At 38.8% G+C, this 22,848-nt stretch carries 16 protein-coding genes and 1 riboswitch; of the genes, 6 read left to right on the top strand and 10 right to left on the bottom strand.

Annotation, left to right across the window (positions count from 1 at the left end; all coding sequences use genetic code 11):
* Positions 1 to 400: 400 nt before the first annotated feature.
* The 3 genes from BM163_RS12325 to cls form a co-directional block, all read right to left on the bottom strand.
* Positions 401 to 1,645, bottom strand: a complete 1,245-nt coding sequence (locus tag BM163_RS12325) for an aminopeptidase (protein WP_089803490.1) — start codon at positions 1,643 to 1,645, stop codon at positions 401 to 403.
* Positions 1,646 to 1,720: 75 nt separating this feature from the next.
* Positions 1,721 to 3,601, bottom strand: coding sequence for an ABC-F family ATP-binding cassette domain-containing protein (locus tag BM163_RS12320; RefSeq protein ID WP_089803487.1), 1,881 nt, complete (start codon positions 3,599 to 3,601; stop codon positions 1,721 to 1,723).
* Positions 3,602 to 3,738: 137 nt separating this feature from the next.
* Positions 3,739 to 5,181: a cardiolipin synthase gene (cls, locus tag BM163_RS12315; protein WP_089803489.1), complete on the bottom strand. Its 1,443-nt coding sequence runs from the start codon at positions 5,179 to 5,181 to the stop codon at positions 3,739 to 3,741.
* A 333-nt stretch (positions 5,182 to 5,514) separates the two neighbouring features.
* Here cls and BM163_RS12310 point away from each other — a divergent pair, with 333 nt between their 5' ends.
* On the top strand, positions 5,515 to 6,525 hold the full coding sequence (locus BM163_RS12310; protein WP_089803486.1) for a sugar kinase: 1,011 nt from the start codon (positions 5,515 to 5,517) through the stop codon (positions 6,523 to 6,525).
* Positions 6,526 to 6,586: 61 nt separating this feature from the next.
* Here BM163_RS12310 and BM163_RS12305 read toward each other — a convergent pair whose 3' ends face one another.
* The 6 genes from BM163_RS12305 to BM163_RS12280 all read right to left on the bottom strand — a co-directional run bounded on the left by BM163_RS12305 (position 6,587) and on the right by BM163_RS12280 (position 15,999).
* On the bottom strand, positions 6,587 to 7,603 hold the full coding sequence (locus BM163_RS12305; RefSeq protein ID WP_089803485.1) for a glycosyltransferase family 2 protein: 1,017 nt from the start codon (positions 7,601 to 7,603) through the stop codon (positions 6,587 to 6,589).
* Positions 7,604 to 7,615: 12 nt separating this feature from the next.
* Positions 7,616 to 8,254 carry a GtrA domain-containing protein gene (locus BM163_RS12300; RefSeq protein ID WP_089803484.1) on the bottom strand — a complete coding sequence of 213 codons (639 nt, stop codon included), beginning with the start codon at positions 8,252 to 8,254 and terminating at the stop codon, positions 7,616 to 7,618.
* A 188-nt stretch (positions 8,255 to 8,442) separates the two neighbouring features.
* Positions 8,443 to 11,301: a glycoside hydrolase family 3 protein gene (locus BM163_RS12295; protein WP_089803483.1), complete on the bottom strand. Its 2,859-nt coding sequence runs from the start codon at positions 11,299 to 11,301 to the stop codon at positions 8,443 to 8,445.
* Between the two features lie 74 nt (positions 11,302 to 11,375).
* The gene (locus BM163_RS12290) at positions 11,376 to 13,784 is read right to left on the bottom strand and encodes a beta-glucosidase (protein WP_089803482.1); all 2,409 of its coding nucleotides are present in this window, start codon (positions 13,782 to 13,784) and stop codon (positions 11,376 to 11,378) included.
* 200 nt (positions 13,785 to 13,984) lie between these two features.
* Positions 13,985 to 15,292 (bottom strand): ATP-binding protein, encoded by a 1,308-nt coding sequence (locus BM163_RS12285; protein ID WP_089803481.1) that lies wholly within the window; start codon positions 15,290 to 15,292, stop codon positions 13,985 to 13,987.
* A complete protein-coding gene (locus BM163_RS12280; RefSeq protein WP_089803480.1) occupies positions 15,289 to 15,999 on the bottom strand; it encodes a LytR/AlgR family response regulator transcription factor in 711 nt (236 codons plus the stop codon). The genes BM163_RS12285 and BM163_RS12280 overlap by 4 nt, the downstream gene beginning before the upstream one ends.
* A 228-nt stretch (positions 16,000 to 16,227) precedes the next feature.
* Between BM163_RS12280 and glf the strand changes: the two genes are divergently transcribed.
* The 5 genes from glf (at position 16,228) to BM163_RS12255 (ending at position 21,580) form a co-directional block, all read left to right on the top strand.
* A complete protein-coding gene (gene glf, locus BM163_RS12275; protein WP_089803479.1) occupies positions 16,228 to 17,334 on the top strand; it encodes a UDP-galactopyranose mutase in 1,107 nt (368 codons plus the stop codon).
* Positions 17,324 to 17,749, top strand: coding sequence for a NusG domain II-containing protein (locus BM163_RS12270; protein ID WP_089803478.1), 426 nt, complete (start codon positions 17,324 to 17,326; stop codon positions 17,747 to 17,749). Before glf ends, BM163_RS12270 begins: the two co-directional genes overlap by 11 nt.
* Positions 17,750 to 17,857: 108 nt before the next feature.
* A riboswitch (SAM riboswitch) is annotated at positions 17,858 to 17,962 on the top strand.
* A 131-nt stretch (positions 17,963 to 18,093) separates the two neighbouring features.
* Positions 18,094 to 19,770: an O-acetylhomoserine aminocarboxypropyltransferase/cysteine synthase family protein gene (locus BM163_RS12265; RefSeq protein WP_089803477.1), complete on the top strand. Its 1,677-nt coding sequence runs from the start codon at positions 18,094 to 18,096 to the stop codon at positions 19,768 to 19,770.
* 208 nt (positions 19,771 to 19,978) lie between these two features.
* On the top strand, positions 19,979 to 20,911 hold the full coding sequence (locus BM163_RS12260; RefSeq protein WP_089803476.1) for a GDSL-type esterase/lipase family protein: 933 nt from the start codon (positions 19,979 to 19,981) through the stop codon (positions 20,909 to 20,911).
* Between the two features lie 63 nt (positions 20,912 to 20,974).
* Entirely contained in the window at positions 20,975 to 21,580 is a 606-nt protein-coding gene (locus tag BM163_RS12255; RefSeq protein ID WP_089803488.1) for a YpmS family protein, read from the top strand.
* A gap of 133 nt (positions 21,581 to 21,713) precedes the next feature.
* Here the strand turns inward: BM163_RS12255 and BM163_RS12250 are convergent, their stop codons facing one another.
* Positions 21,714 to 22,298: a hypothetical protein gene (locus BM163_RS12250; RefSeq protein WP_089803475.1), complete on the bottom strand. Its 585-nt coding sequence runs from the start codon at positions 22,296 to 22,298 to the stop codon at positions 21,714 to 21,716.
* Between the last annotated feature and the right edge of the window lie 550 nt (positions 22,299 to 22,848).

The raw sequence follows: 22,848 nt of genomic DNA, 5'->3' as shown, positions 1-22,848 counted from the left end.
CGTTGCTACTATGACGTCTGCTGACTTCTCTACCTTCCGTTTCATATCACTACGAACGTTTGGAATAAAGATAGAGATCTCCCCGGGTAAGAGTAGTCACTTTCCACTCATGTCACTGCTTCATTTACTCAATGAAATTTCGGGCAGTATTGGACTTCATCTTGTGTTGTAGACTTATCCATTTCACCGAGCCTTAGTATGAAGTTTCTGTTCGTCAGTGCAAGTGTTTGCGTCCGACTTCCTTCAGATTCTCCCTCACGGAAGACACCCTTGTCATTCGCTAACAGTTCCTACTGCCAAGTCTGTAATGGACTTTCACCACCAAGTTACTACCCATGCCGGGCGCACAACAAATAAAAAAGCGGATCTTTTAGAAGATCCGCTCTTTATAAATCAATGATTATTTTGTCATACCAGGAAGAACCCATTCCCCTTGACGGAAAACAGCTTCTGTTTCACCGTTTTCAAGTACGCCATCAATATTAAGCTCGGCCGAACCAATCATGAAATCAACATGCGTTAGGCTATCGTTTACGCCATGCGCATCTAACTCTTCATCTGACATGTTAGCGCCACCCTCTATATTTGTTGGGTAAGCCTTCCCTAAAGCAATGTGACAAGAGGCATTCTCATCATATAATGTGTTATAGAAAATCAGACCTGACTGTGAGATAGGTGAACGATGAGGGACTAATGCAATCTCACCTAATCGCTTCGCACCTTCATCCGTATCGAGTAAATGTTTTAACGTCTCATAACCCGTTTTTGCTTCAAAATCGACGACTTTTCCGTCTTTAAACGTCAATTTAAAGTTATCAATCATATTCCCACCATAAACAAGTGGCTTTGTGCTCGAGACAACACCATCTACATGATATTTATCTGGCATCGTAAAGACTTCTTCTGTAGGCATATTCGGGTTGAAGTGACGCCCTTCCTCTGTATAAGCACCGCCACCTTTCCAAATATGTCCTTTAGGCAAGCCAAAAGTAATGTCCGTGCCTGGCGCGGTAAATGTTAATGCTGTATATTTCTTATCATTTAAAATTTTGTGCGCAGCTTTAAGTGTTGCATTGTGCTCATCCCATGCCTTAACTGGGTCTTCTTCGTTCACGCGCACAATATTAAATATTTGTTCCCACAATAATTCTTTCGCTGTTTCAGCATCTTTTCCTGGGAAGATTTTCATTGCCCAGTCATTCGTTGGAATCGAAATAATCGACCAAGCAATCTTATCATTCATCGTATACTTACGAAATGCTTTCATTGATTCCGCATTCGCTTTTGTCGCTTTAGCAATTCGCTCTGGGTCAACATCTTTTAGTAGGTCGGGATTCGTCGAGCGCACAGAAAGTAGAGCCACATCATCTTCAGCATAATATAAATACTTATCCACAAGCCACTGTGGTACTGTTGTAAGTGCCTCTTCTGTCGCATGTAAGTAGCGTTGTAACGTGATCTCATCATCTTGCCAATTAATTACGACGTCTTTTGCTCCTAATTCATATGCTTTTCTTACAAGAATACGGGTGAAATCAACGCCTTCAATCGATGAGTTGATCATTAATACTTGACTTTCTTTTAAGTTTACGCCTTTTTTTAACGCAAGTTCCGCGTATTTTTCTAACATTTGTTGTTCTGCCATCATGTTTTCCCTCCAAATATAGTCTATAATTCTACCTATCTATTATACACAAACTATTTCGATAGTTGAAATAATTTAATGTTCTAACGACTCAACAAGTAATGATAGCTCTTCCCATCGTATCATCTTCTCTTCTAAGGCCGCTTCTAGTGTGAGCTGATTATCATATGCGATGCGTACTTTCTCACTGTCACTCCCCGCATCAATGACCGCTTGTTTTTTCTCTTCAATTTGCTCTTCTAACAAACCAATCTCATCCTCAATTGTTTCCCACTCTTTTTGTTCATGGTATGAGAGTTTCTTTTTCTTCTTAACCGGTCCAGTGACCTCTTTTTCATTCTCTTTCTGTTCCTTTAAATCTTCTTTTCGTTCTGCTAAGTAGTCACTATAGTCCCCGTAAAACGTATCGATGATACCATCATCAGTAAAGACAAATAATTGATCTGCCGTGCGGTCTAAAAAGTAACGGTCGTGCGACACGCTGATCACAACGCCAGGGAACTCATCTAAATAGTTTTCTAAGATCGCGAGCGTTTCCGTGTCTAAATCGTTGGTCGGCTCATCAAGGAGTAACACATTTGGTTCCTGCATCAATACATGTAATAAATATAACCGGCGTTTTTCTCCACCAGAAAGACGGCGGATAAAGGTCTGTTGGTCACCGCGATTAAAGAGGAAACGTTCCAGCATTTGTTCAGCGGTAATTACTTGATCATCTTTCGTATGAATCACGTCAGCGGTTTTTCGAATATACTCAATGATTTTTAAATCTTCATCCATCTCTGAATGATCTTGCGTATAGTAGCCAATCTTGACTGTTTCACCGACATGAATCTCACCTGCATCCGGTACCATTCGCCCAGCCAACATATTGAGTAATGTTGATTTACCACTCCCATTCTTACCGACAATACCAATGCGGTCATTAGGCTTAATTAAAAAGCTAAACGATTGAAATAGCGGTTTTTCATCGAAACTTTTTTGTACGTCTATAAGTTCGAAAACGTCATCACCAAGACGTGTCCCACGTAAGTTTAAGTCCACTTCGCGTTGTCTCTTTTCAAATGTTTGTTTTTTCATTTCGTGAACGCGGTCAATACGTGCTTTTTGTTTCGTTGTCCGTGCTTTAACGCCCGCTTTTAACCAAGCGATTTCTTTCTTTAAAATGTTTTGGTGTTTTTGTTTACTTTGTTCGGCGAGCGCAAGACGTTCCGCTTTTTTCTCTAAATACGTTTCATAGTTTCCGACATAGCGATACATCTGACCTTTATCGAGTTCATAAATCCGATTCGTCACCCGATTTAAGAAATAACGGTCGTGAGTCACGATGATTAATGCTCCCTTATAGCCCGGTAAATATTGTTCTAGCCACTCAATCGAATCATGATCTAAGTGGTTGGTTGGTTCATCTAATATTAACAAGTCTGCAGGTTGAATTAACGCTTTTGCTAGGGCGACCCGCTTTTTTTGACCTCCTGAAAGGGCGTGAATATTTTGATAATAATCGGTAATGCCAAGTTTTGAAAGGATGGTTTTCGCTTGCGTTTCATGATCCCAAGCATTTTCCGTATCCATTTTCTCTTGGGCAAGTTGAAATTGTTTTAATTTTGATTCACTCATCGGCTCTTGTTCCAAAGCTATGCGTGCTTGTTCATAGTGACGTAATGTTTGAATAATTGGTAATTCGCCCATATAGATTTCATCTAAGACCGTCAGGTCTTCTGTTAATTCGGCTTCTTGAGCAAGATAGCTCACAGTAAAATCTTTCGGGTGTTTTAATTCCCCTTGGTCTGTCTCTTCTTTTTCACTGATGATTTTAAGGAATGTCGACTTTCCGGTGCCGTTTACACCAACCAAACCGATGCGTTCACCGGTTTCAATTGAGAAACTGACGTCGCTTAGTAATACTTTCTCTCCAAAGGCTTTATATAACTGATGTGCTGATAGAATTTCCATAGTATTCTCCTTTAAATGTGACTCTACTCTCAAGTATAGTATAACCGCATCTGTGTAAACAAGAAAAAACACAGCCTAATTTCTACACGGCCATGTTTTTTTAACTGTTTTAGCTATTTATGTTATAGAAATACGCCTTATAAGATTGGCGAAATTAACCTAGCGACAGACTCTTTAAAGCGAATCCACGTGGAACGTTTGTTGTAATCATCAAGAGATAACGTATAGCATTCTTTCATATCTCGTTCATATTGTTTTAAGAGTGTACGTGCGACTTGTTCACTATACATAAAGGCGTTTACTTCAAAGTTAAGGCGGAAACTTCGCACATCAATGTTGGCTGTGCCGACACTTGATAGTTTCCCATCAACCACAATCGTCTTCGCATGAAGAAAACCATTTTCATAAATGTGAATTTTTGCGCCTGCTTCAAGCATATTCCCTACATACGAGTATGTCGCCCAGTAAACAAACGGATGATCCGGTTTATTTGGAATCATGATCCGGACATCAATTCCTGAAAGTGACGCAATTCTTACCGCATCCGCAAGCGACTCATCAGGGATAAAGTAAGGCGTTTGAATATAGACATATTCTTCTGCTTCCATGATCATCTTGATATACCCGTATTTAATTTGTTCCCAATCATTATCTGGTCCACTTGAGACAATTTGCATCCCGACATTACCTTTTGGTGTTGCAGTATAATAGACAGGGTCATACTGTAAAACTTGGTCTTTTGATGCTTGATTCCAGTCTAGGATAAACCGCGTTTGCATATTTCGAACCGCTTCACCAACAACCCGTAAGTGCGTATCACGCCAGTAACCAAATTTACGAGACTTCCCTAGATATTCATCCCCAATATTAAACCCACCAATATAACCAATACGTCCATCGATAATCGCGAGTTTGCGATGATTTCGGTGATTAATTTTAAAGTTTAACTTCGGGATAATCGATGGAAAGAAGGATTCCACATGAACACCGGCATCTTTTAATGCTTTAATGTATTTTCTACTTAATCGCCTTGCGCCCATGTCGTCATATAGAAAACGGACTTCCAAGCCTTTTTTAGCCCGGTCAATTAATGCATCCGCAATCTTCCAACCAAGCTCATCACTACGAACGATGTAATATACTAAATGAACGTGATGTTTCGCATGCCTAATATCAAATAAAAGTTGGTCAAACTTTTCTTTTCCATCACTGAATATTTTCACATCATTATGCTGAGTTAAAATCGCATCATTGTTACGTAAGTGTAGGTAAAATAAATCTTTATGATGACGGTAACCTTTTTGAATTGGGAAAGAATTCTCCTCCAGCAGTTGCAGTTGATTATTTGCTGCTTTTTTCACACCTAGTTTACTTTTATTATCCCATATGAATAATTTCGTATTACTTATTTTACGACCAAAAATCAAATAGAGAATAAAACCCGCGACTGGGATGAAGGTTAATACGAGTAACCACGCCCATGTGGATGTAGGATTCTTGCGCTCTAAGAAAACAATCGTAAAAGCCAATACAATATTAAAAATTAATAAGGCCCCTAGTAAAAATGTTGGGATCGTCATTTCCTCACCTCTTTCTTTCATATCCATAATATAGCATAACCCTTTGAACTTATGCACTCTTTAAGACAGCGCTTTAGAATTTCATGTGAAAAGTCATCCCTAGCCCAAGATGAACTTAGGCCTTTTACGCTAGACATACGTTTGTTTAGATCATAACTCTTTTATACCCGTAAATCGTCATAAATAGTCCAAAAAAATAATTACCTCTAAATGATCGACTCGACTCCATCGCTAGACTTCGCTGTTGATTTATTAGATTTTTTATAATAAGATACTAGTATACATGAAAACAACTACATGCATAACACTGCATATAAAGGAGCATATATAACCATGGCAAAAGTATTGACCTTAGGCGAAATTCTTTTAAGACTTTCAACACCCACAGGGACACGTTTATCTACGGCTAAACAGTTAGATTTAAATTACGGTGGTGCTGAAGCAAACACCGCCATATCACTAGCGATTTTCGGACATGACACGACCTTTGTGACACGCTTACCTGATCATGCACTCACATTAGGTATGACACGTTATTTGCGAGGACTTGGTGTGAATACGGATTATATTTTGTCTGGTGGCAAGAAAGTAGGGAGTTACTTTTTAGATGTTGGTGTTGGCCAGCGCGCCTCTGAGGTGATTTATGATCGTGAAGGTTCTGCTTTTTCGGAACTGACAGAAAATATGTTAAATTTAGAGACACTGATCGATGGCTATGACCTTATTCATTTATCGGGAATTACGCCCGCTCTATCTTCATCTTTGAAACAGCTGACACTTTTAATCATGAAGCTGGCAAAAATAAAACAAATACCTGTAAGCCTTGATTTTAATTTCAGACAAACATTATGGTCAAAAGAAGCCGCAAAAATTTTCTTTAAAGAAGCCTTGCCCTATGTCACATACGCTTCTTTAAGCCCCTGGGATATGACGCATTTACTTGATTATAAAGATTTAGAGACGGATGCATCACATGAACGTCATCTTTTAAATAGTTACCAACGTTTAACTGCCGACTACCCTAACATTGCAAGTATTTATGCAACAACACGTGTTAGTCCATCTGCAACAAAGAATGATTTAACCGGTTACCTTTATATGAACGAGAAGCTCTACTCTTCAATGACTTATACGATTGATCCGATTGTCGACCGGGTCGGTGGAGGTGACGCCTTTGCTTCCGGGATTTTACACGGTCTCCTTTCACATTTCGGTCCAGAAAAAACGGTCACATTTGCGACACAAGCATCCGTCTTAAAACATTATATTGCGGGTGACGCTAATTTAGTCACAGAACAAGATGTACTTAACGTCATGAGGCATGGCGCACAGATTAAGCGATAAGAAATAGGCAACAGTGAAGGCTTCCACTGTTGCCTATTTTTCTGCTTTATAGTTATTAAAATTAGTTAAACCCGATCACTTTCTGCGAGATCTTATAAGCCATGACACTAATCATTCGTCCGACTTTACCCGGTAGATTAATCAACCTGCCCATCAATCCATATTTAAGGTTGACGTATAGCTCAACATTTTCTTGTTTCACATAACGCATAAGTTCACGCTTTTTCCGTAAGTTTTCTTTCGTGCCTGATTTAATCAATAATATAGCGGAAATTACCGTGACAATTTCTAAGTGTTTCAACATGTAATCGCGTAACCGTTCATGGTGTATCGTATCTAAATCAATCGCCTCTAACATCAAATGATTCACTTTAAGCTGTTGATCAATCCGGCGAATCATCACACTTTCATTGACTGATTGATCACTTCTACCAATAAAATATCGGTAGAAGTCAACATCCAGATAAAATAACCGTGTCGCATAAGGTAAAGGTGTATAAACATAAAGATTATCAACATAAAACGTATGCTTTGGCAACGAAAGATGCGCTTCTCGCAAGAGATTTGTCCGGTAAATCATGGCATGCATCATCATGAATTGTCCTTTTTTAAACGGTTTAACGTCATCCCATGAAAACACTGTATCTTTTGGCAACACGTTGTCATAGCGCATGACTTTACGGTATTTACTTCCTTGTTTCTCATAAACAAAATTACTTATCAGTAAATCAATCGTGCCAGTCGTTCCAGAGAATGTCTTCAGCGTGTCGAGTACTTTGAGGTAAGCTCTGGTATCGACCCAGTCATCACTATCGACGACTTTAAAATAAAGACCTTTGGCATGCTTAAGACCGGTGTTAATCGCCTCTCCATGTCCGCCGTTTGCTTGATGGATCGCCGTCACAATCTTTGGGTACTTTTCTGCATAGTGATTCGCAATCGCTTCTGTTTCATCAGTTGAACCATCGTTAATGAGCAGAATCTCAACATCTTCTCCACCTACCACAAGTGATTCAATCGCGTAGTGCATATAACTTTCCGAGTTGTAGCAAGGAATAATAATAGATAATAGTTTCATACAATCACAACCTTATCTTTCTTTTGTTTCTTCAGGTACTTGTTTAAAGATAATTTTAAAGATTGGATAGAAGACCCAGAATGAAATCGCCGCATTAATCACCATCGTAATAATATCAGCAAGCGTCTCGCCTGTTTGCCCTAAGCCCCACGTATCCATGAATAAATCATAAATCGGTGCCTTATAAAACCCTTGGGCTGCGGCTGCGCCGATTGTGATTAAAATATACGCAATCACATACCAAAACGCCGCCATCCATGGATTCGTATTCGATTTAAAGGTAATATTTCGCTGAGCAAAGAAGTTAATAATCTGTGCCACCGCAATGCTAATTTGAACCGCTAAAAAGTAAGCTAATCCACCACCGCCACCGTCAGCTAACGCACCCGCTGGGTAGTCAAAAATATAATAGGCACTTCCATCCACACTCTGGCCTACTTGCCAGATTTGAAAATCGGTAAAAATTAAGGCGGTATCCGCAAACCAACTTCTTAACACCGGCATTAATACAATCTGTAAAACCGTCACGCCATTACTTAATAAAAAAAACACAAGAAATTGCGCGGCATTTGGGTGTTTGTCTTTAAAATTCGTCCAAAACTGAAGTGGTTTTGCTGCTTCTTTCTCTTTTTTAATATAGTCAGAACTCATTTTACTGCTCCTTTGTTGTAAAAGTCTAGTATTTTTTATTACCACTTGCATCCCTGTCTTTCACTTTTAGCACACACACTTATTTACATTGGCAATGCCTCGTATGGTGACCGATAATTCGACTAATTTTTTAGCGGCACTCCATTGAGTACCGCTAAATGAGCTAGAAATAAAGTTAGTGAATAAAATTAAGCAACATCACGTTTTTTACTGTTTTTAAATACAAAGTAAAAAGCTAATACAATGGCTAAGCTAATAATTATATTGACATAGATAGAAATTGTCACCCATTGCGGTGTATCATCACTCATACCAGCATCCATTGCGCGACTATTTGCTGTTGTGTAAAGAATATTTTTAGAAGCATCTCTTAGGGCCCACTGTGTGTCAATACCTGTGGCATCAAACTCAGGCACACCATATGGTGCAACACCCGTAAGTAATAAATCATTCCCATTTCTAATAGCTTGCTGTGCACTCATATAAGGTGTGTCATTAATGATGTACATATCAGTAATGACTGTCCCTTTAAAGCCCCACTCATTGCGTAATACTTCATTTAACAACCCACTGCTGGCACCGGCCCATGTCGTTCCGATACTGTTAAAGGCAGACATGACTCCCATAGCGCCACCTTCTTTTACAGCAAGCTCAAATGGTTCTAAATAAATTTCACGAATAGCTTGTTCATTACTCCACGTTAAGACCCCTAATTGACGGTTTTTTTCTTGGTCATTGAGCGCAAAGTGTTTCATGTAAACAACGCCGCCATTATCTTGATACCCTTTAATCGCACTTGCCGCCATTTTACCTGAAAGCAATGGATCTTCAGAATAATATTCAAAGTTACGTCCGGCAAAGCCTGTACGGTGAAGGTTAATACCAGGTGCATACCATCCTGTTACACCATACACTTCCGCCTCGGCTCCAATGGCTTGTCCCATTTCTTCCGCAAGCACAAGGTTCCATGTTGAAGCGACCATCACTTGTGAAGGGAATGGAATCCCTGATGCTCCGGTAGCCGAAACAAATGAACTAATACCCGCTGGCCCATCATAATCTACTGTTCCTGGCTTTTCTATAGATTCTAACTCGACTGTTTTATAGCCACCATTTATAACGAGTTTTTCCATATCATCGACTGACAATTGATTTAAAAGTTCTTCCCAACGTTCATCTTCATAATCAACACCAATAAACTCATCCAATGTCAACCCATTGTCTTCGCCGGTTGTCGGTGCTTTTTCATGTGTATTCTCAGTAATATTATAACGAATATCATTGACCATGCTAATAAACGAATTATCTATTAGCGTACCTTTTACTTCAATGACTTCGCCTTCTTCTGTCGTAATTTCAAATACTTCGTTTTGATTTACGTCATCAATATTTTCAAATCCATTTTCTCTAGACAAATATGTTTGAATGCTGCCTTCTCCTGTAACATCTTCATCAAATTGATTGGTTGCAACTTGATAATCTGTTTCACGAGCTGTTTGATTAAAAACTTTTTCACTTAAAGTTTGCGAACTTACATCCGCAATTTTTTCATGTGAGTTACGCATTAACATTAAGTCATACTCGCCAGATTCTAAAACATATGACCCATTGTCGCTGTATACTTTGTTTGAATCATATGAAGCCATGTCGTCTACTTTAAATGATAAGGTCACAACTTGTGATTCACCTGGTTCAATCACGTCTGTCTTAACGAATGCGCCGAGGTCAACAACTGATTTTTCAATATTGCCTGTGTAAGGAGCTGAATAGTAGAGTTGAACAACATCTTTTCCGGCCATTTCGCCAGTATTCGTTACTTCAACATCGACTTTCACTTCTGAGTCATCCCATACGAGTGAACCAGACACAACTTCTTGTTCGAAAGTCGTGTAGCTTAATCCATGTCCAAATGGATACATAACCTTTTCTTCATAGTTAATGGCACCTTCGGTTGCTGCTGTTTCATAATAACGGTAACCCACATAAATACCTTCTGCATAATTGATATACGTCAGTGGGACGTTTTCTTGATCGTATGCTTGCGAAAGACTACCATCTGCGTTTTCAACAACATATCTAAAATCACCAACATTCTTCGCTGCTGGTGCATCAAATAAGTCTGTAGCATAAATATCAACCGTACGACCTGAAGGATTAATCGTTCCTGCAAGAACCTTTCCTAATGAACCGAAACCACTTTGTCCTGGTCCGGCAATATTTATGACACTTTTTACTTGTTCATAATCTCTTACCCACTCTAATTCAAACGTATTAGCACTGTTCACAACAACAATTATATTATCAAAGTTTGCTGTAACAACTTCAACCATATCTTTCTCTCTATTACTTAATTCTAAATAATGTTTATTTGGATCTAAATCGTCTTCGTTACCGAATTTTTGTCCTGCGCCAAACATTCCCGCATTAGGATCAAAAGTATCAGGACCATCAAGGACGTCAGGTAAGTCTGCACCTTCTCCACCAGAACGAGAAATAAAGATGACCGCTGTATCAGAATATTCTTTTGCTTGATTAATTCTATCTTCAGTATAAAAGTCACTTGCGACAGGTTCTGGCACAGACCAGTCTTGTCCATCCATTAATACAAGCGGTCTTTCAATCCCTGTGGCAACATAATCATCATACAATTCTTGATTCACTTCGATACCAGCATTTTTAAATCCATCTAATGGTGTAATAGCGGTTGAGGCATCTGTTCCACCTGAACCTGTTCCACCGTAGATTGGATTAGTAAAGCTCCAACCAAATACATTAACTTTTGCGCCCGTCTCTAAAGGTAGTGCATCATCTTGATTTTGTAATAGAATAATACCTTCATCAGCTATTTTTTCAGCGACTTCCTTAGACTCTTCTCTCACCGCGACTGCTTCTGGACTTGTAATGTCTAACTCATCAAAATATGCTGTTATAACATCAGAATAATAATTAAGAGCAATATTAGCACCAATGACAATAATAACTAACACCGATAATATCGTACTCCATAACGTTCTAAACTTTTTCTTGCTCATTTTTTTCTTTTCCATTTCTGTGAAGCCTCCTTAGATATATATGTAAAGTAATTAAGCCGAATTTTATTAGCTATTACTTCATTTTAGATTTACTTCATCTTTTTAAGTTGTCTTCGACCTTTAATCACTTCTTTGATTCCTTTAAAGAACTGACCATTAACCGCCGTTAACATCCCGTCAACCATGGGCATATTTATCGCACCACCCGTCATTCTGGCATAACCACGAAACGGCATATGATACACCGACATCATAATTAAGTTCGCCGTCTCACGCTTACCAATCTTCCAAAGGAAGGTATGTGCAAAAGTCACCAGACGGTAGCTCAACCGGCCCATCCAGCCTTTCGCATAGCGACACTGACTAATCGTGTCATTATAGCCTAATGGTTGTGTTCTGTCCCACGTTGATTTTGGAATCGGTCTTTCAATCAAGGCTTCAAATGCCGCATCGCTAATCTCGCGAATGTTGCCTATGTAATAAGGCGCTAACACTGTTTCATCATACGGATGTGCATTGACTGATCCTTCAATTTGTATCGATGTCATTAACTGAACATCTTCACTTGATGACGCAATCATGAGTTGATACGTGCCCGCTTCTTTTTCCCACTTATTCGAGCTGACGTTAAAGTATCTAAACGTATAGTCATCAAAAGGAATCGCTACTTCTTTTGTTTCATTCGGGAATAAATGGACTTTTATAAACCCTTTGAGTTCTTTAGTTGGTCTAAAAATCTGACTTGACGCTTTTCCAACGTAGAGCTGGACAACTTCTTTTCCTGCAACATCACCCGTATTCGTTACTTTGACAGTAACACCTGTGTCTGTAACGGATACCTCTTCATAATTAAAGGTCGTATAGCTTAACCCATAACCATAAGGGAACCTAACGTTAATGTCCGCTGTATCGTAGTAACGATAACCGATAAATGGACCTTCTCGGTATTCCACACTCACTTCTTTACCAGGGAAGTAGTGGTAGGTTGGTGTATCTTCGTATCGAACGGGGTATGACTCTGATAATTTACCTGACGGGTTTGTTTTTCCCGTTAAGATATTCAGCATCGCTTTTGCCCCGGCCTGACCACTTAAATACCCGTGGACAAGACCTTTCACGTCATCAACAAACGGTAATTCAACAGCTGAGCCACAAGAAAGTACCACCACAATGTTCGAATTAACAGCCTTTATTGCTTGGACTAAATCACGTTGATTCTTAGGGATCCTCATATCACTACGATCAAGGCCTTCAGCTTCTGTTACCTCATCAAGACCTAGATAGAGTAAAACCACATCAGCTTCTTTAGCTAGTTGCTGCGCTTCTTTAAATTTCTTTTGATCTTTTTTCCCGTAGCGATTAAAACCTGGTGCGTAACCAACAAGATTTAAATCCCATCGTTTAACCGCTTCCAAAGGTGTATCAAGTTCGGTTGGATTAACGACCGATGAACCAGCCCCTTGATATCGTGGACTCTTGGCAAAGTCACCAATAATCACGAGTTTATCCGATTTCTTTAATGGCAAAATATTGTCCTCATTTTTTAATAAGACGATAGACTCTTCTGCTACTTTCTCAGCGAAGGCGTGATGTCCTTTCACATCAATCGGTGCTTGATTTTTAGCTAGCGCGTCGTTTGTTGTTAACATTAACTCTAAGAGTCGGTCGACGGCAACGTCTAAGATGGTTTCATCAATAACGCCTGTTCTTACTGCTTCAATAATATCTTGGACAGTCTCACCATTAGCTGTTGGCATTTCAAGCTCGTTTCCAGCAATTAAGCCTTTCACGCGGTCATTACTACCACCCCAGTCAGTCACAACGACACCATCAAAGCCAAACTCCTCACGTAAAATCTCTTGCATCAAATGCATGTGTTCATTGGTGTATTCACCGTTTAACTTATTGTAAGATGACATGACCGTCTTCACATCACCCTCTTTGATAGCGATTTCAAAGGCTGTTAAATAAATTTCACGTAGTGTGCGCTCATCAACAATCGTATCAATAGACATTCGGCGTTCTTCTTGATTATTGACCGCAAAGTGTTTCACACAAGCTGAGACACCTTGAGACTGAATTCCGCGAATGTAAGCCGCAGCTAATTTTCCGGCTTGATAAGGGTCTTCACTAAAGTATTCAAAATTACGCCCACAGAGTGGGTTTCGTTTCATATTGATACCAGGACCAAGTAAAACATGAACTCCCTGTTCGTGTGCTTCTCTTCCAAGATGCTCACCTATTTTTTCACCAAGTGATACATCCCAACTGTTAGCGACCGTTGCGGCTGTGGGGAAACATGTGGCTGGAACGCTTTCATTTAATCCTAAATGATCCGCGGCGGCTGCTTGCTTTCTAATCCCATGCGGGCCATCAGCAAGAAAAATACCGTCAATACCTAAGCGTTCAATACTTTCTGTTTCCCAGAAGTTCTTTCCTGACATCAACGCTGCCTTTTCTTCGAGTGTCATTTGTTCAACTAACTGTTTATGTTTCATCTGCATTCCCTCTTTTTATATCTCGTATTTTCACCTGCCATTTTTACACCTTAACACTAAAGCATGTTCAACATGATGGTTATAATTTAACACGATTTTAAGTAAGCGCTTTTCTTTTTTCATAAACGTCATGATATTTTACATAAACGACCTCCACATCGATACAAAAAAAGACTATTCGCCATTGAATAGCCTTTTTTTCACCTTACATGTGGTAGAAGGATGATCATTTTAAACCATTGATTCTTCTCACTAATTTGCACCGTACCTCCGTACTTCTCAGCGGTATGTCTAATACTTTTAATCCCATAACCATGGATGTATTTATTCTTCTTCGTTGTTGATGGTAAACCATCTTGATAATGCAACTGACCTTCAAAGTAATTTTCAATTTGAATAATCGTAAACTGATGCTGTTTTTTAAGTAAGACATGAATCAAACGTTTGTCGTTATCCTTTACTTTACGCTCATATTCAATTGCGTTATCTAAAGCATTTCCAAAAATCGTGACAATATCTTTTACATCCATTCCATTTAGTAACTGTCCGTCCGCCACAGCTGTCAACGTGATGTTGTTTTTTAAGCACGTCAAATGTTTCATGGTAAGGAGTGTATCAAGAACGTGATGCCCTGTTTTATGTTGAGCTTCAAACATCTTTATCTCATCTTGCATCTCATCGATAAAAGCTTCTCGTTTAGCTGGGTCTGTCTCTGCTTTTAAGGCAATTAATTGGTGTTTTAAATCATGGTATTTGAAGTTAATAAGATCAATACTTTCTTTTGACTGTTGATACTGAGTGTATTGATACTTGAAGATATTTTGCATCGCTTCTAGCTCATGCCTAACTCTTAATTCATTCAACTGGACATGGTAGGCAAATAAAATAGCGAATCCTCCAAAATCAACAAGGGTACGGATGTTTAAAATCTCTGTCGTATACTGGCCACTAAACGGCGTTCTTACTGACACAAAGCTTAAGTTACTAATAAAGAAGATCGCCACACCGATGGTCGCACTTGACCAAAATTCACGCGGTTTAATCCCTAATAGTCCATCCTTTGGAATATGTTGTTTCTCTAAATACCAAATAATAAAATAGACGACTCCGTAGGTAATTATCAACAATAACAAACCACTGAAAGAGTATGTCGATTGGTTTCTTAATAGATAAAAGTGGAGTTGCCACTGAAAAGAAGCGACTAATTCTGCGGCAACAAACGCTTTAACAACAAAATAACCCGCTTCATAATAAGACACCTCTGTAGCAACATAAATTAACACACCCATCATGAAAACAGCTAATAACATACTTGGGATCCAAAAATAAATAGGTAAGCTACCGGTGGATATTAGAAAACTCGATTGAATAATTAAAGCCATCGACATCAACACAACTAGTTTAAATCCACTATATTTTTTGCGTAATAAACTAATGTAGACTAAACACGCCAGCCATTCCGATAAAGCCGTAAATAATCTTGGGATTTCAGGAAAGACATCGGTCATATTGATCGCTCTCCCCAGTACTTCGTAAGAGCTTCTAAAAAACCTTTTTTCTTTGTTCTGCCAATGGGTAATTCCATCGACTTCATCACAACAAAGGAATCATTAATCCCTTGTACATAATGCAAGTTGACAATATACCCTTTATGAACACGATAAAATCCCTCTTCTTTAAAATCATTCTCATAGTGTTTAATCGCACCCGACGTCTCAACATCTCCCTCTTTTGTGTAGAAAATCAATTGGTGACCGCGACTTTCGATATAATAAATATCATTTAACTCTAGCCGAACAACGCCACCCTTTATTTTCAATGTGATAAAACGACTTGCTTTTTGTTCTAAACGATCCATCGCTTTTTGAAGCCGCTCCTTAAATTGAAAATAACTAATTGGCTTAAGGACATAATCTAATGCATCTACTGCATAACCTTTAATCGCGTATTGGGTCATATTCGTGATGAAAATAATCACTACTTGTTGATCAATTCTCCGGATTTCTTCGGCTACGGTCATACCATCCATGAGTGGCATTTGTATATCTAACAGAATAATATCGAATTGTGACGTATAATGGGTGATAAATTGATCACCATCTGTATACACTGACCATTCTAACGGCTGTTCTTTTTCATTTTGGAATCGCGTTAAAAACGCTTCTAATTGTTCATGATAGAGTGCCTCATCTTCTACAATCGCTATTTTAATCATGTTTTCTCACTTCCTTTTCACTCAAGAAAAATCTTTTTACTGTTGTTTAATATTTACATGCGACTTCCTTTGCTTTACAATGTGATGTCGTTAGGTGATAATTTACACCATATACGCTAAAGTTACAACACAATCTGTTATAAGCGTGTTTCGTATAGCCTTTTTTATTTTTCAACGCATTTACTCAACTAACTTACTTCATTACTTAAATATAAAAGGAGCATTCTCATGTATGATTATTTAATTGTCGGTGCCGGACTATTTGGTGCTGTCTTTAGTTACGAAGCAACCAAGCGCGGAAAAACGTGCCTTGTGATCGATAAACGCGACCATATCGGAGGCAATATTTATACTGAAAAACAAGCTGGTATTGATGTGCATAAATATGGTGCACATATTTTCCACACAAACAGCGAAAAGATTTGGAATTATATGCAGCAATTCACCACATTTAATCGTTATACCAATAGTCCTATCGCAAATTATAAGGGTGAGATATACAATTTACCTTTCAACATGAACACATTTCATCAACTCTGGGGAGTTACCACACCTGACGAAGCGAAGCAAAAAATTGCTTCCCAAAGACAACATGCTGGTGTAGCTGAGGCAAAAAATTTAGAAGAACAAGCTATCTCACTTGTCGGGACAGACATCTACCAAAAACTCATTAAGGGCTATACAGAAAAACAATGGGGACGTAAGGCAACAGACTTACCAGCCTTTATTATTAAACGCCTACCTGTTAGATTCACTTATGACAACAATTATTTCAATGATCGGTTTCAAGGCATACCCACACATGGGTATACCGCAATTATCGAGCAAATGTTAGCCAAGAGTACGGTTAAACTTGGGGTTGATTTCTTTGATGATAAAACACATTTTATGCGCCAAGCAAAAAAAACGCTTTTCACCGGAATGATTGACCAATACTTTTCATACCAATACGGAGTGTTAGATTACCGTAGTCTGCGCTTTGAAACAGAAAAGCACGCAACCGATAACTATCAAGGCAACGCAGTTGTGAATTACACTGATTCAGAAACACCTTATACACGTATTATCGAACATAAACATTTTAATTTCGGCACACAATCTGAAACAATCATTACAAAAGAGTACCCAACAGAGTGGGCGAAAGGCGATGAACCTTATTACCCTATTAACGACCAGAGAAACACGGCTCTTTATTTAAAGTATAAAGCTATAGCGAGCAAGGAAAAAGACGTGCTCTTTGGTGGTAGGCTTGCGACATATAAATACTATGACATGCATCAAGTCATAGCATCAGCACTAGAAACAATTGAGGAGGAGTTCTCGCATGAGCACTAAACCCATAGCTTTTAAAGACATTATCAATGTCGGTGATTGGTTCGTCATCGTCTTGCTCGTCATCGCCTCATTTTCGCCGTTAATGATCTTCCATTACACTTACGCCCAATCACCGACAGATCAACTCGTGGCTTATGTATCGATTGATGGTGACGTTGTCGATGAATTTATATTAAGTGAGGACACACCTCATCAGCTAATAACGTATTACCCGAAGGATGGACAATATAATATTATTGAAGTCGATGGCACACGTATTCGCGTAAAAGAAGATAATTCCCCCGACCAAGTCGCCGTTAAAACCGGTTGGATAACGCGTCCTGGTCAGACCTCTATTTGTCTCCCTCATAGATTGATGATTGAAATCAGAGGGAAATCATCAGAAGAGGCACCTACGGATATCGATGCTTATTAATCTTTAGATGCCTTTTCACACTTAAACTGATGAAAAATTTAAAAAATTCTCACAAATCACTTGACGAACGTACAGAAGTTCACTATAATCCATACTAACAACTTAAAACTCTTATTACGAGAGGCTGAGGGAATAGGCCCTGCGACGCCCAGCAACCCCTGCTTATGCAGAAAGGTGCTAAATCCTACAGATGTGATATCTGAGAGATAAGAGGAGGACCATGTGCGTTTAAAGCCCTCTTCTTTTTCGTAAAGAAGTGGGCTTTTTGTCTTTATTATGAGCCACTAAGCTTCAATTGTTTTTTAGACATTCTACTTTTTCGCAAATTTAAGGAGGCGTTATTCATGAGTCATTTCCCATTCCACACAGATGGACCAGAAACACAATTAATTCATGCCGGCCAACAAACAGACCCTGCCACTGGTGCTGTCGCAGTACCCATTTATCAGACCACTGCGTTCTCATTTAAAGATACAGCACATGCACAAAATCTTTTTGCTTTAAAAGAACTCGGGAACATTTATTCACGCATTATGAACCCAACAGTAGATGCTTTTGAACAACGAATGGCTGCATTAGAAGACGGTGTCGCAGCAGTCGGTGTCGCATCGGGCATGTCTGCTATTACGTTAGCGATTTTAAATATTGCTGAAGCTGGCGATGAGATCATTGCTGACAGTAACCTATACGGTGGAACGTATAATTTATTCTCACAAACATTACCTAAGTATGGTATTCATGTTATTTTTGTTGATGGCACAGACCCTAAAAACTTTGAACAAGCGATCACCGTCAAAACAAAAGCCATTTTCGCAGAAACGATTACGAATCCGTCACTGCATGTCTTTGATATTGAAGCTGTAAGTGATATTGCCCATAGCTATGACGTGCCTTTAATTATCGACAACACGTTTGCCACCCCTTACGGTGCCAAACCTTTAACATTTGGAGCTGATATTGTGATTCACTCAGCAACTAAGTGGATTGGTGGTCACGGCACAACTATGGGTGGGGTGATTATAGATGGGGGCCGTTTCAACTGGAATAATGTTCGATTTAAAGGATTTACCGAACCAGATGCATCTTATCATGGAATTCGCTTTGGTATTGACGCTGGACCAGCTGCTTTTGCGATTAAGCTACGCGTGCAATTATTGCGTGATTTAGGCCCATCACTCAGTCCACAAAATGCCTTTAATTTACTTCAAGGCTTAGAAACGCTAAGCCTGCGCATCAAGCGTTACCATGAGAATACAACGCGTGTAGCAAACTATTTGGCTCATCACCCGCAAGTGGAGTGGGTAAACTATCCAGGCCATCCTGACCACCCAGGTCATGCATTAGCGAATAAATATTTAATCGATTATTACGGCTCAGTTATCACTTTTGGTGTTAAGGGGGACCGCGAAACAGGTAGAAAAGTTATTGATCATGTGACATTATTTTACCATGTCGCCAATGTCGGCGATGCACGCTCACTGATTATTCATCCGGCCTCAACGACCCATCAACAATTATCAAAAGAGGCGTTAGTAACTGCCGGTGTCTCTGAGCAATTGATTCGTCTATCAATCGGACTTGAAACGTATGAAGACATTATTAAAGACTTAGATCAAGCGATTGCCAAAGCAACAAATACAGAACCTACCCTTAAGCCTACAGTTGAAGATGCTATTTACTGGGCACTTCACTCACCATTTGCCCGTGAAGAAGGGCTGCGTCCAAAAGAAATCGTGGTGGTCGGCGACCCAACTAAACATGGTTGCCTTAGAAAGATTAAAAAACTCGGCTTTACGTATAAAACATTCGAAGAAAAATCCGATATCATTGACATTCTGTTTATCACTGAACCAGCGCAACTTGATCACATACCTAAAGAAGCTAAAATCATTTGGTTTAAGACACGGGAAGACTATCAATCATTAAAAGACCAAGCAGAAAAGAATGGTCAAATCGTTGTAGAAGGCGCTTGCTTATTCGGCAGTGCTAATAAGATTCGTTTAAATCCAAAGCACGACTAATGTTTTTTAACACTTACCCTAATATATTTCGACTCCCTTTCATATGCTGAAGTGTCTTTATGACACTTCAGTTTTTTTATCTTCTTTACGTGTTTGGTTATTGAATCCGATGTATTTGACTACTATAATAGTAGTCACACCCTTGTTTGAAAAAACATAAAAAGGGAATATTAGCTAATAACACATTATATGTTAGGATGGATGTCTGATGAGCTATCACCGAAAGAAACGTTTCATAATCGCATTGATTAGTTTACTCATAATCGCAGGGGTTAGCTTCTTTATTTTTAGGCCTCTACCAATATACGATACCACCTCAATCTCACCTGAGAATGAGGATATTGGAACAGTCATTGAACAAGTCGACCAGAAAGATGAAGAAGTTCAGTCAACTGCCTCAGATTTATCTATGGACTTAAAAACAGCCGTTGAACAAACGTTACAAATATTTACTCGAACGGATATTAAAATAGCTGCTCTAGGCGATTCACTCACTCAAGGGGTTGGAGATGAAGCGAATAACGAAGGGTATATAGGGGTATTGAGACACTATTTCGACCAACAAAACATCCGTGTTCAAGTCGATAACTTTGGAAAACGGGGTAATAGAACAGATCAATTACTCACCCGTTTAAAAGAAGAAAATGACCTCATCAAATCGGTTGAAGGTGCAGACATTATTTTAGTGACGATTGGCGCGAATGATTTAATGCAGGTGGTAAGAAATAACGCATTAAATTTAAATCTGGATGTATTTAACGCAGAAGAAGTAGCCTATAATGAGCGGTTAATTGAGATATTTGATACAATTAAATCATATAATGCCGATGCGGAGATTTATTTACTCGGGTTCTTTAATCCTTTTTTAGGCTACTTTGATGATGTTGTTGCACTCGATGAGATTTTAATGCGTTGGAATAATTCTGGCAAGCAGGTGATTGAGTCTTATCCAAACGGGCAGCATATTGATTTGTATGATTTATTTTCTTTAAAAGACATTGCGCTCCTAGCTGATGATAATTTCCACCCTAATAACACTGGCTACACTTTAATGGGCGCACGTGTCTATAACCATCTCCGTGAGGAGATTGAAACACTGACGAGTCATACAACTGACGATACGTCCTCTAGCGACTCATAATAAGCACGTTTTAAGAATGGACTGATGATAGTGAAAAAAAGTTTCATAAAGACGCTTAAAGACATGACAAAGTGGCAGCGACGCTTTATTTTATTAATCATGTTTAATATTATACTCATCGTGAGTTTTTTCACCTTCTTACTTATGACACCTCCTACTTCAGATCAGCTACCTGAATCAAGTTATATTGAAGAGCGGGGCGCACGTTTTAAAGTTGAAACAACAAAACAGGACTTAAACGAGCTGATTAACACCTATATTGATGATGTTTTAAAAACAGACCAAGCAAATTTTGATGTCATCGTAGATGACAATGTTAAATTGATAGGTGAATTATTTGCCTTTGGCGTTCCTATTCCGCTAAATGTCACCATGGACCCGGTGGTCATGGAGAATGGCGACCTTGTTTTAAAAATGAATGAACTATCACTCGGATTACTTAATCTCCCACGCGGACGTATTTTACACTATATTAACCGTCAAGTAGAAACACCTGATTGGTTATACTTCGATTCTGAGAATGAACAAATTTACATTGCGGTCACGTCAATCGAAGTTGAGAGTAATATTCGTTTTAAGGTTGAATCTCTCGATTTATCAACAGACGTGATTGTATTCACCTTTAATGTTCCCTCAGGCAGTACCGCAAATATTACTCCCAGTGAGTGAGCGATTCTATAGACAAATATAAAAACACGCCTACTATTTTAGCGAAGTGAAGTGAACTGCTTCCTGTCAAGTAGACGTGTTTTTATATGATTTTTTTAAAAAAAATTATAAATATAATGGCTGAAACAAAAAATTAACTCATGCGGAAAAATGATCGAATTGGTAACCGAAGCCGGCTTTTTTTCTCATCTAAATTTAAATAATTTTGAAGTGTTCCCATATAAATAAGATCAAGTTCCGGCCACATTCTTAAATCATCCGGTCGCGTTAAACCTGCTTGTTTATCTTTCGGATAAACGTCAATTGCCTGCAGCATCGTCGCAACAAACTGAGAACAAAAGTAAGCATGTGTACGCTTGATTTCCTTATTTACAATAAAGCCAAACAAACCAATAAAATTATAACGGTATAAGTGCTGCATCGACTCTATCATTTGTAAGTGTTGTCTGAGTGCCACATACTGCTCTTTAGAAATCTCTATTTTATATACGGCGCACATAGATTGATTAAAGAAGGGCTCTGTTACTGCTTCGCGGACAAATCCACCAATAAACGGGTTGTATGGCCGCTTACGTCCAAAGCTATATACCTCACTTAAACCTTCATCGAAGGCAATCGATACATGATTTAAATCCGTTTTCGTATATAAATCAATTGCTTTTGATAATAGCGTTCCAGTCGATAAAAATAATAAATAAATAGTACGTGTGTCTTTCATATATTGCCTCCTTTCATACTACTTAGACTCACATGATAAGAAAAAAGTTACATTTTTTCAACCTAGACTTCCACATCTGAAAATAATGGCGACTCTATACTCAGTATAGCATGAAACAATCAAAAAGAAGCATAATTTCATACAATTTTCCAGTCATCAATATCAATAGATTAGCGGGGATTTTCGACTTATCTAAAGCGGTGTCTGATGCGTTAAAAACTGTCAAAAATAATCGAGTAGGAGGTAGGTGATTAATTCACCTACCGACCTCTCACACCACCGTACGTACGGATCCGTATACGGCGGTTCAATAATTTAAGTATCGTTTTAATTTATAGTCAGATCTAAATTGACTTGCTTTCAAGCGAAGGTTTAAATTTCTTAGCCCCCACTTCAATAGTCGCTCATTTGATAGTGCTCGATGAAGGGCAGGTGTTTTTGAATTATTCCAATACCCCTTCCTACTCGCAGCTAATTTAAGTGCTTCGTTATGAGATATTCCGTATTTTCGAAGTTTTCTATACCTCGTTCTCACATGTTTCCAGCGTTT

Origin of the sequence: Halolactibacillus alkaliphilus (genome assembly GCF_900115465.1) — a bacterium.
GTDB classification, from domain to species: Bacteria; Bacillota; Bacilli; order Bacillales; family Amphibacillaceae; genus Halolactibacillus; species Halolactibacillus alkaliphilus.
The sequence above is the reverse complement of the archived record's forward strand: the minus strand, read 5'-3'. Positions and strand labels throughout refer to the sequence as shown.

Coding starts and splice junctions, on each gene's coding strand:
- BM163_RS12250 (WP_089803475.1), bottom strand. CDS start 22,298: ATGAAAGACACACGTACTATTTATTTATTATTTTTATCGACTGGAACG.
- BM163_RS12280 (WP_089803480.1), bottom strand. CDS start 15,999: ATGATTAAAATAGCGATTGTAGAAGATGAGGCACTCTATCATGAACAA.
- BM163_RS12255 (WP_089803488.1), top strand. CDS start 20,975: ATGACAAAGTGGCAGCGACGCTTTATTTTATTAATCATGTTTAATATT.
- BM163_RS12260 (WP_089803476.1), top strand. CDS start 19,979: ATGAGCTATCACCGAAAGAAACGTTTCATAATCGCATTGATTAGTTTA.
- cls (WP_089803489.1), bottom strand. CDS start 5,181: ATGACGATCCCAACATTTTTACTAGGGGCCTTATTAATTTTTAATATT.
- BM163_RS12290 (WP_089803482.1), bottom strand. CDS start 13,784: ATGAAACATAAACAGTTAGTTGAACAAATGACACTCGAAGAAAAGGCA.
- BM163_RS12285 (WP_089803481.1), bottom strand. CDS start 15,292: ATGACCGATGTCTTTCCTGAAATCCCAAGATTATTTACGGCTTTATCG.
- glf (WP_089803479.1), top strand. CDS start 16,228: ATGTATGATTATTTAATTGTCGGTGCCGGACTATTTGGTGCTGTCTTT.
- BM163_RS12270 (WP_089803478.1), top strand. CDS start 17,324: ATGAGCACTAAACCCATAGCTTTTAAAGACATTATCAATGTCGGTGAT.
- BM163_RS12320 (WP_089803487.1), bottom strand. CDS start 3,601: ATGGAAATTCTATCAGCACATCAGTTATATAAAGCCTTTGGAGAGAAA.
- BM163_RS12310 (WP_089803486.1), top strand. CDS start 5,515: ATGGCAAAAGTATTGACCTTAGGCGAAATTCTTTTAAGACTTTCAACA.
- BM163_RS12295 (WP_089803483.1), bottom strand. CDS start 11,301: ATGGAAAAGAAAAAAATGAGCAAGAAAAAGTTTAGAACGTTATGGAGT.
- BM163_RS12300 (WP_089803484.1), bottom strand. CDS start 8,254: ATGAGTTCTGACTATATTAAAAAAGAGAAAGAAGCAGCAAAACCACTT.
- BM163_RS12265 (WP_089803477.1), top strand. CDS start 18,094: ATGAGTCATTTCCCATTCCACACAGATGGACCAGAAACACAATTAATT.
- BM163_RS12325 (WP_089803490.1), bottom strand. CDS start 1,645: ATGGCAGAACAACAAATGTTAGAAAAATACGCGGAACTTGCGTTAAAA.
- BM163_RS12305 (WP_089803485.1), bottom strand. CDS start 7,603: ATGAAACTATTATCTATTATTATTCCTTGCTACAACTCGGAAAGTTAT.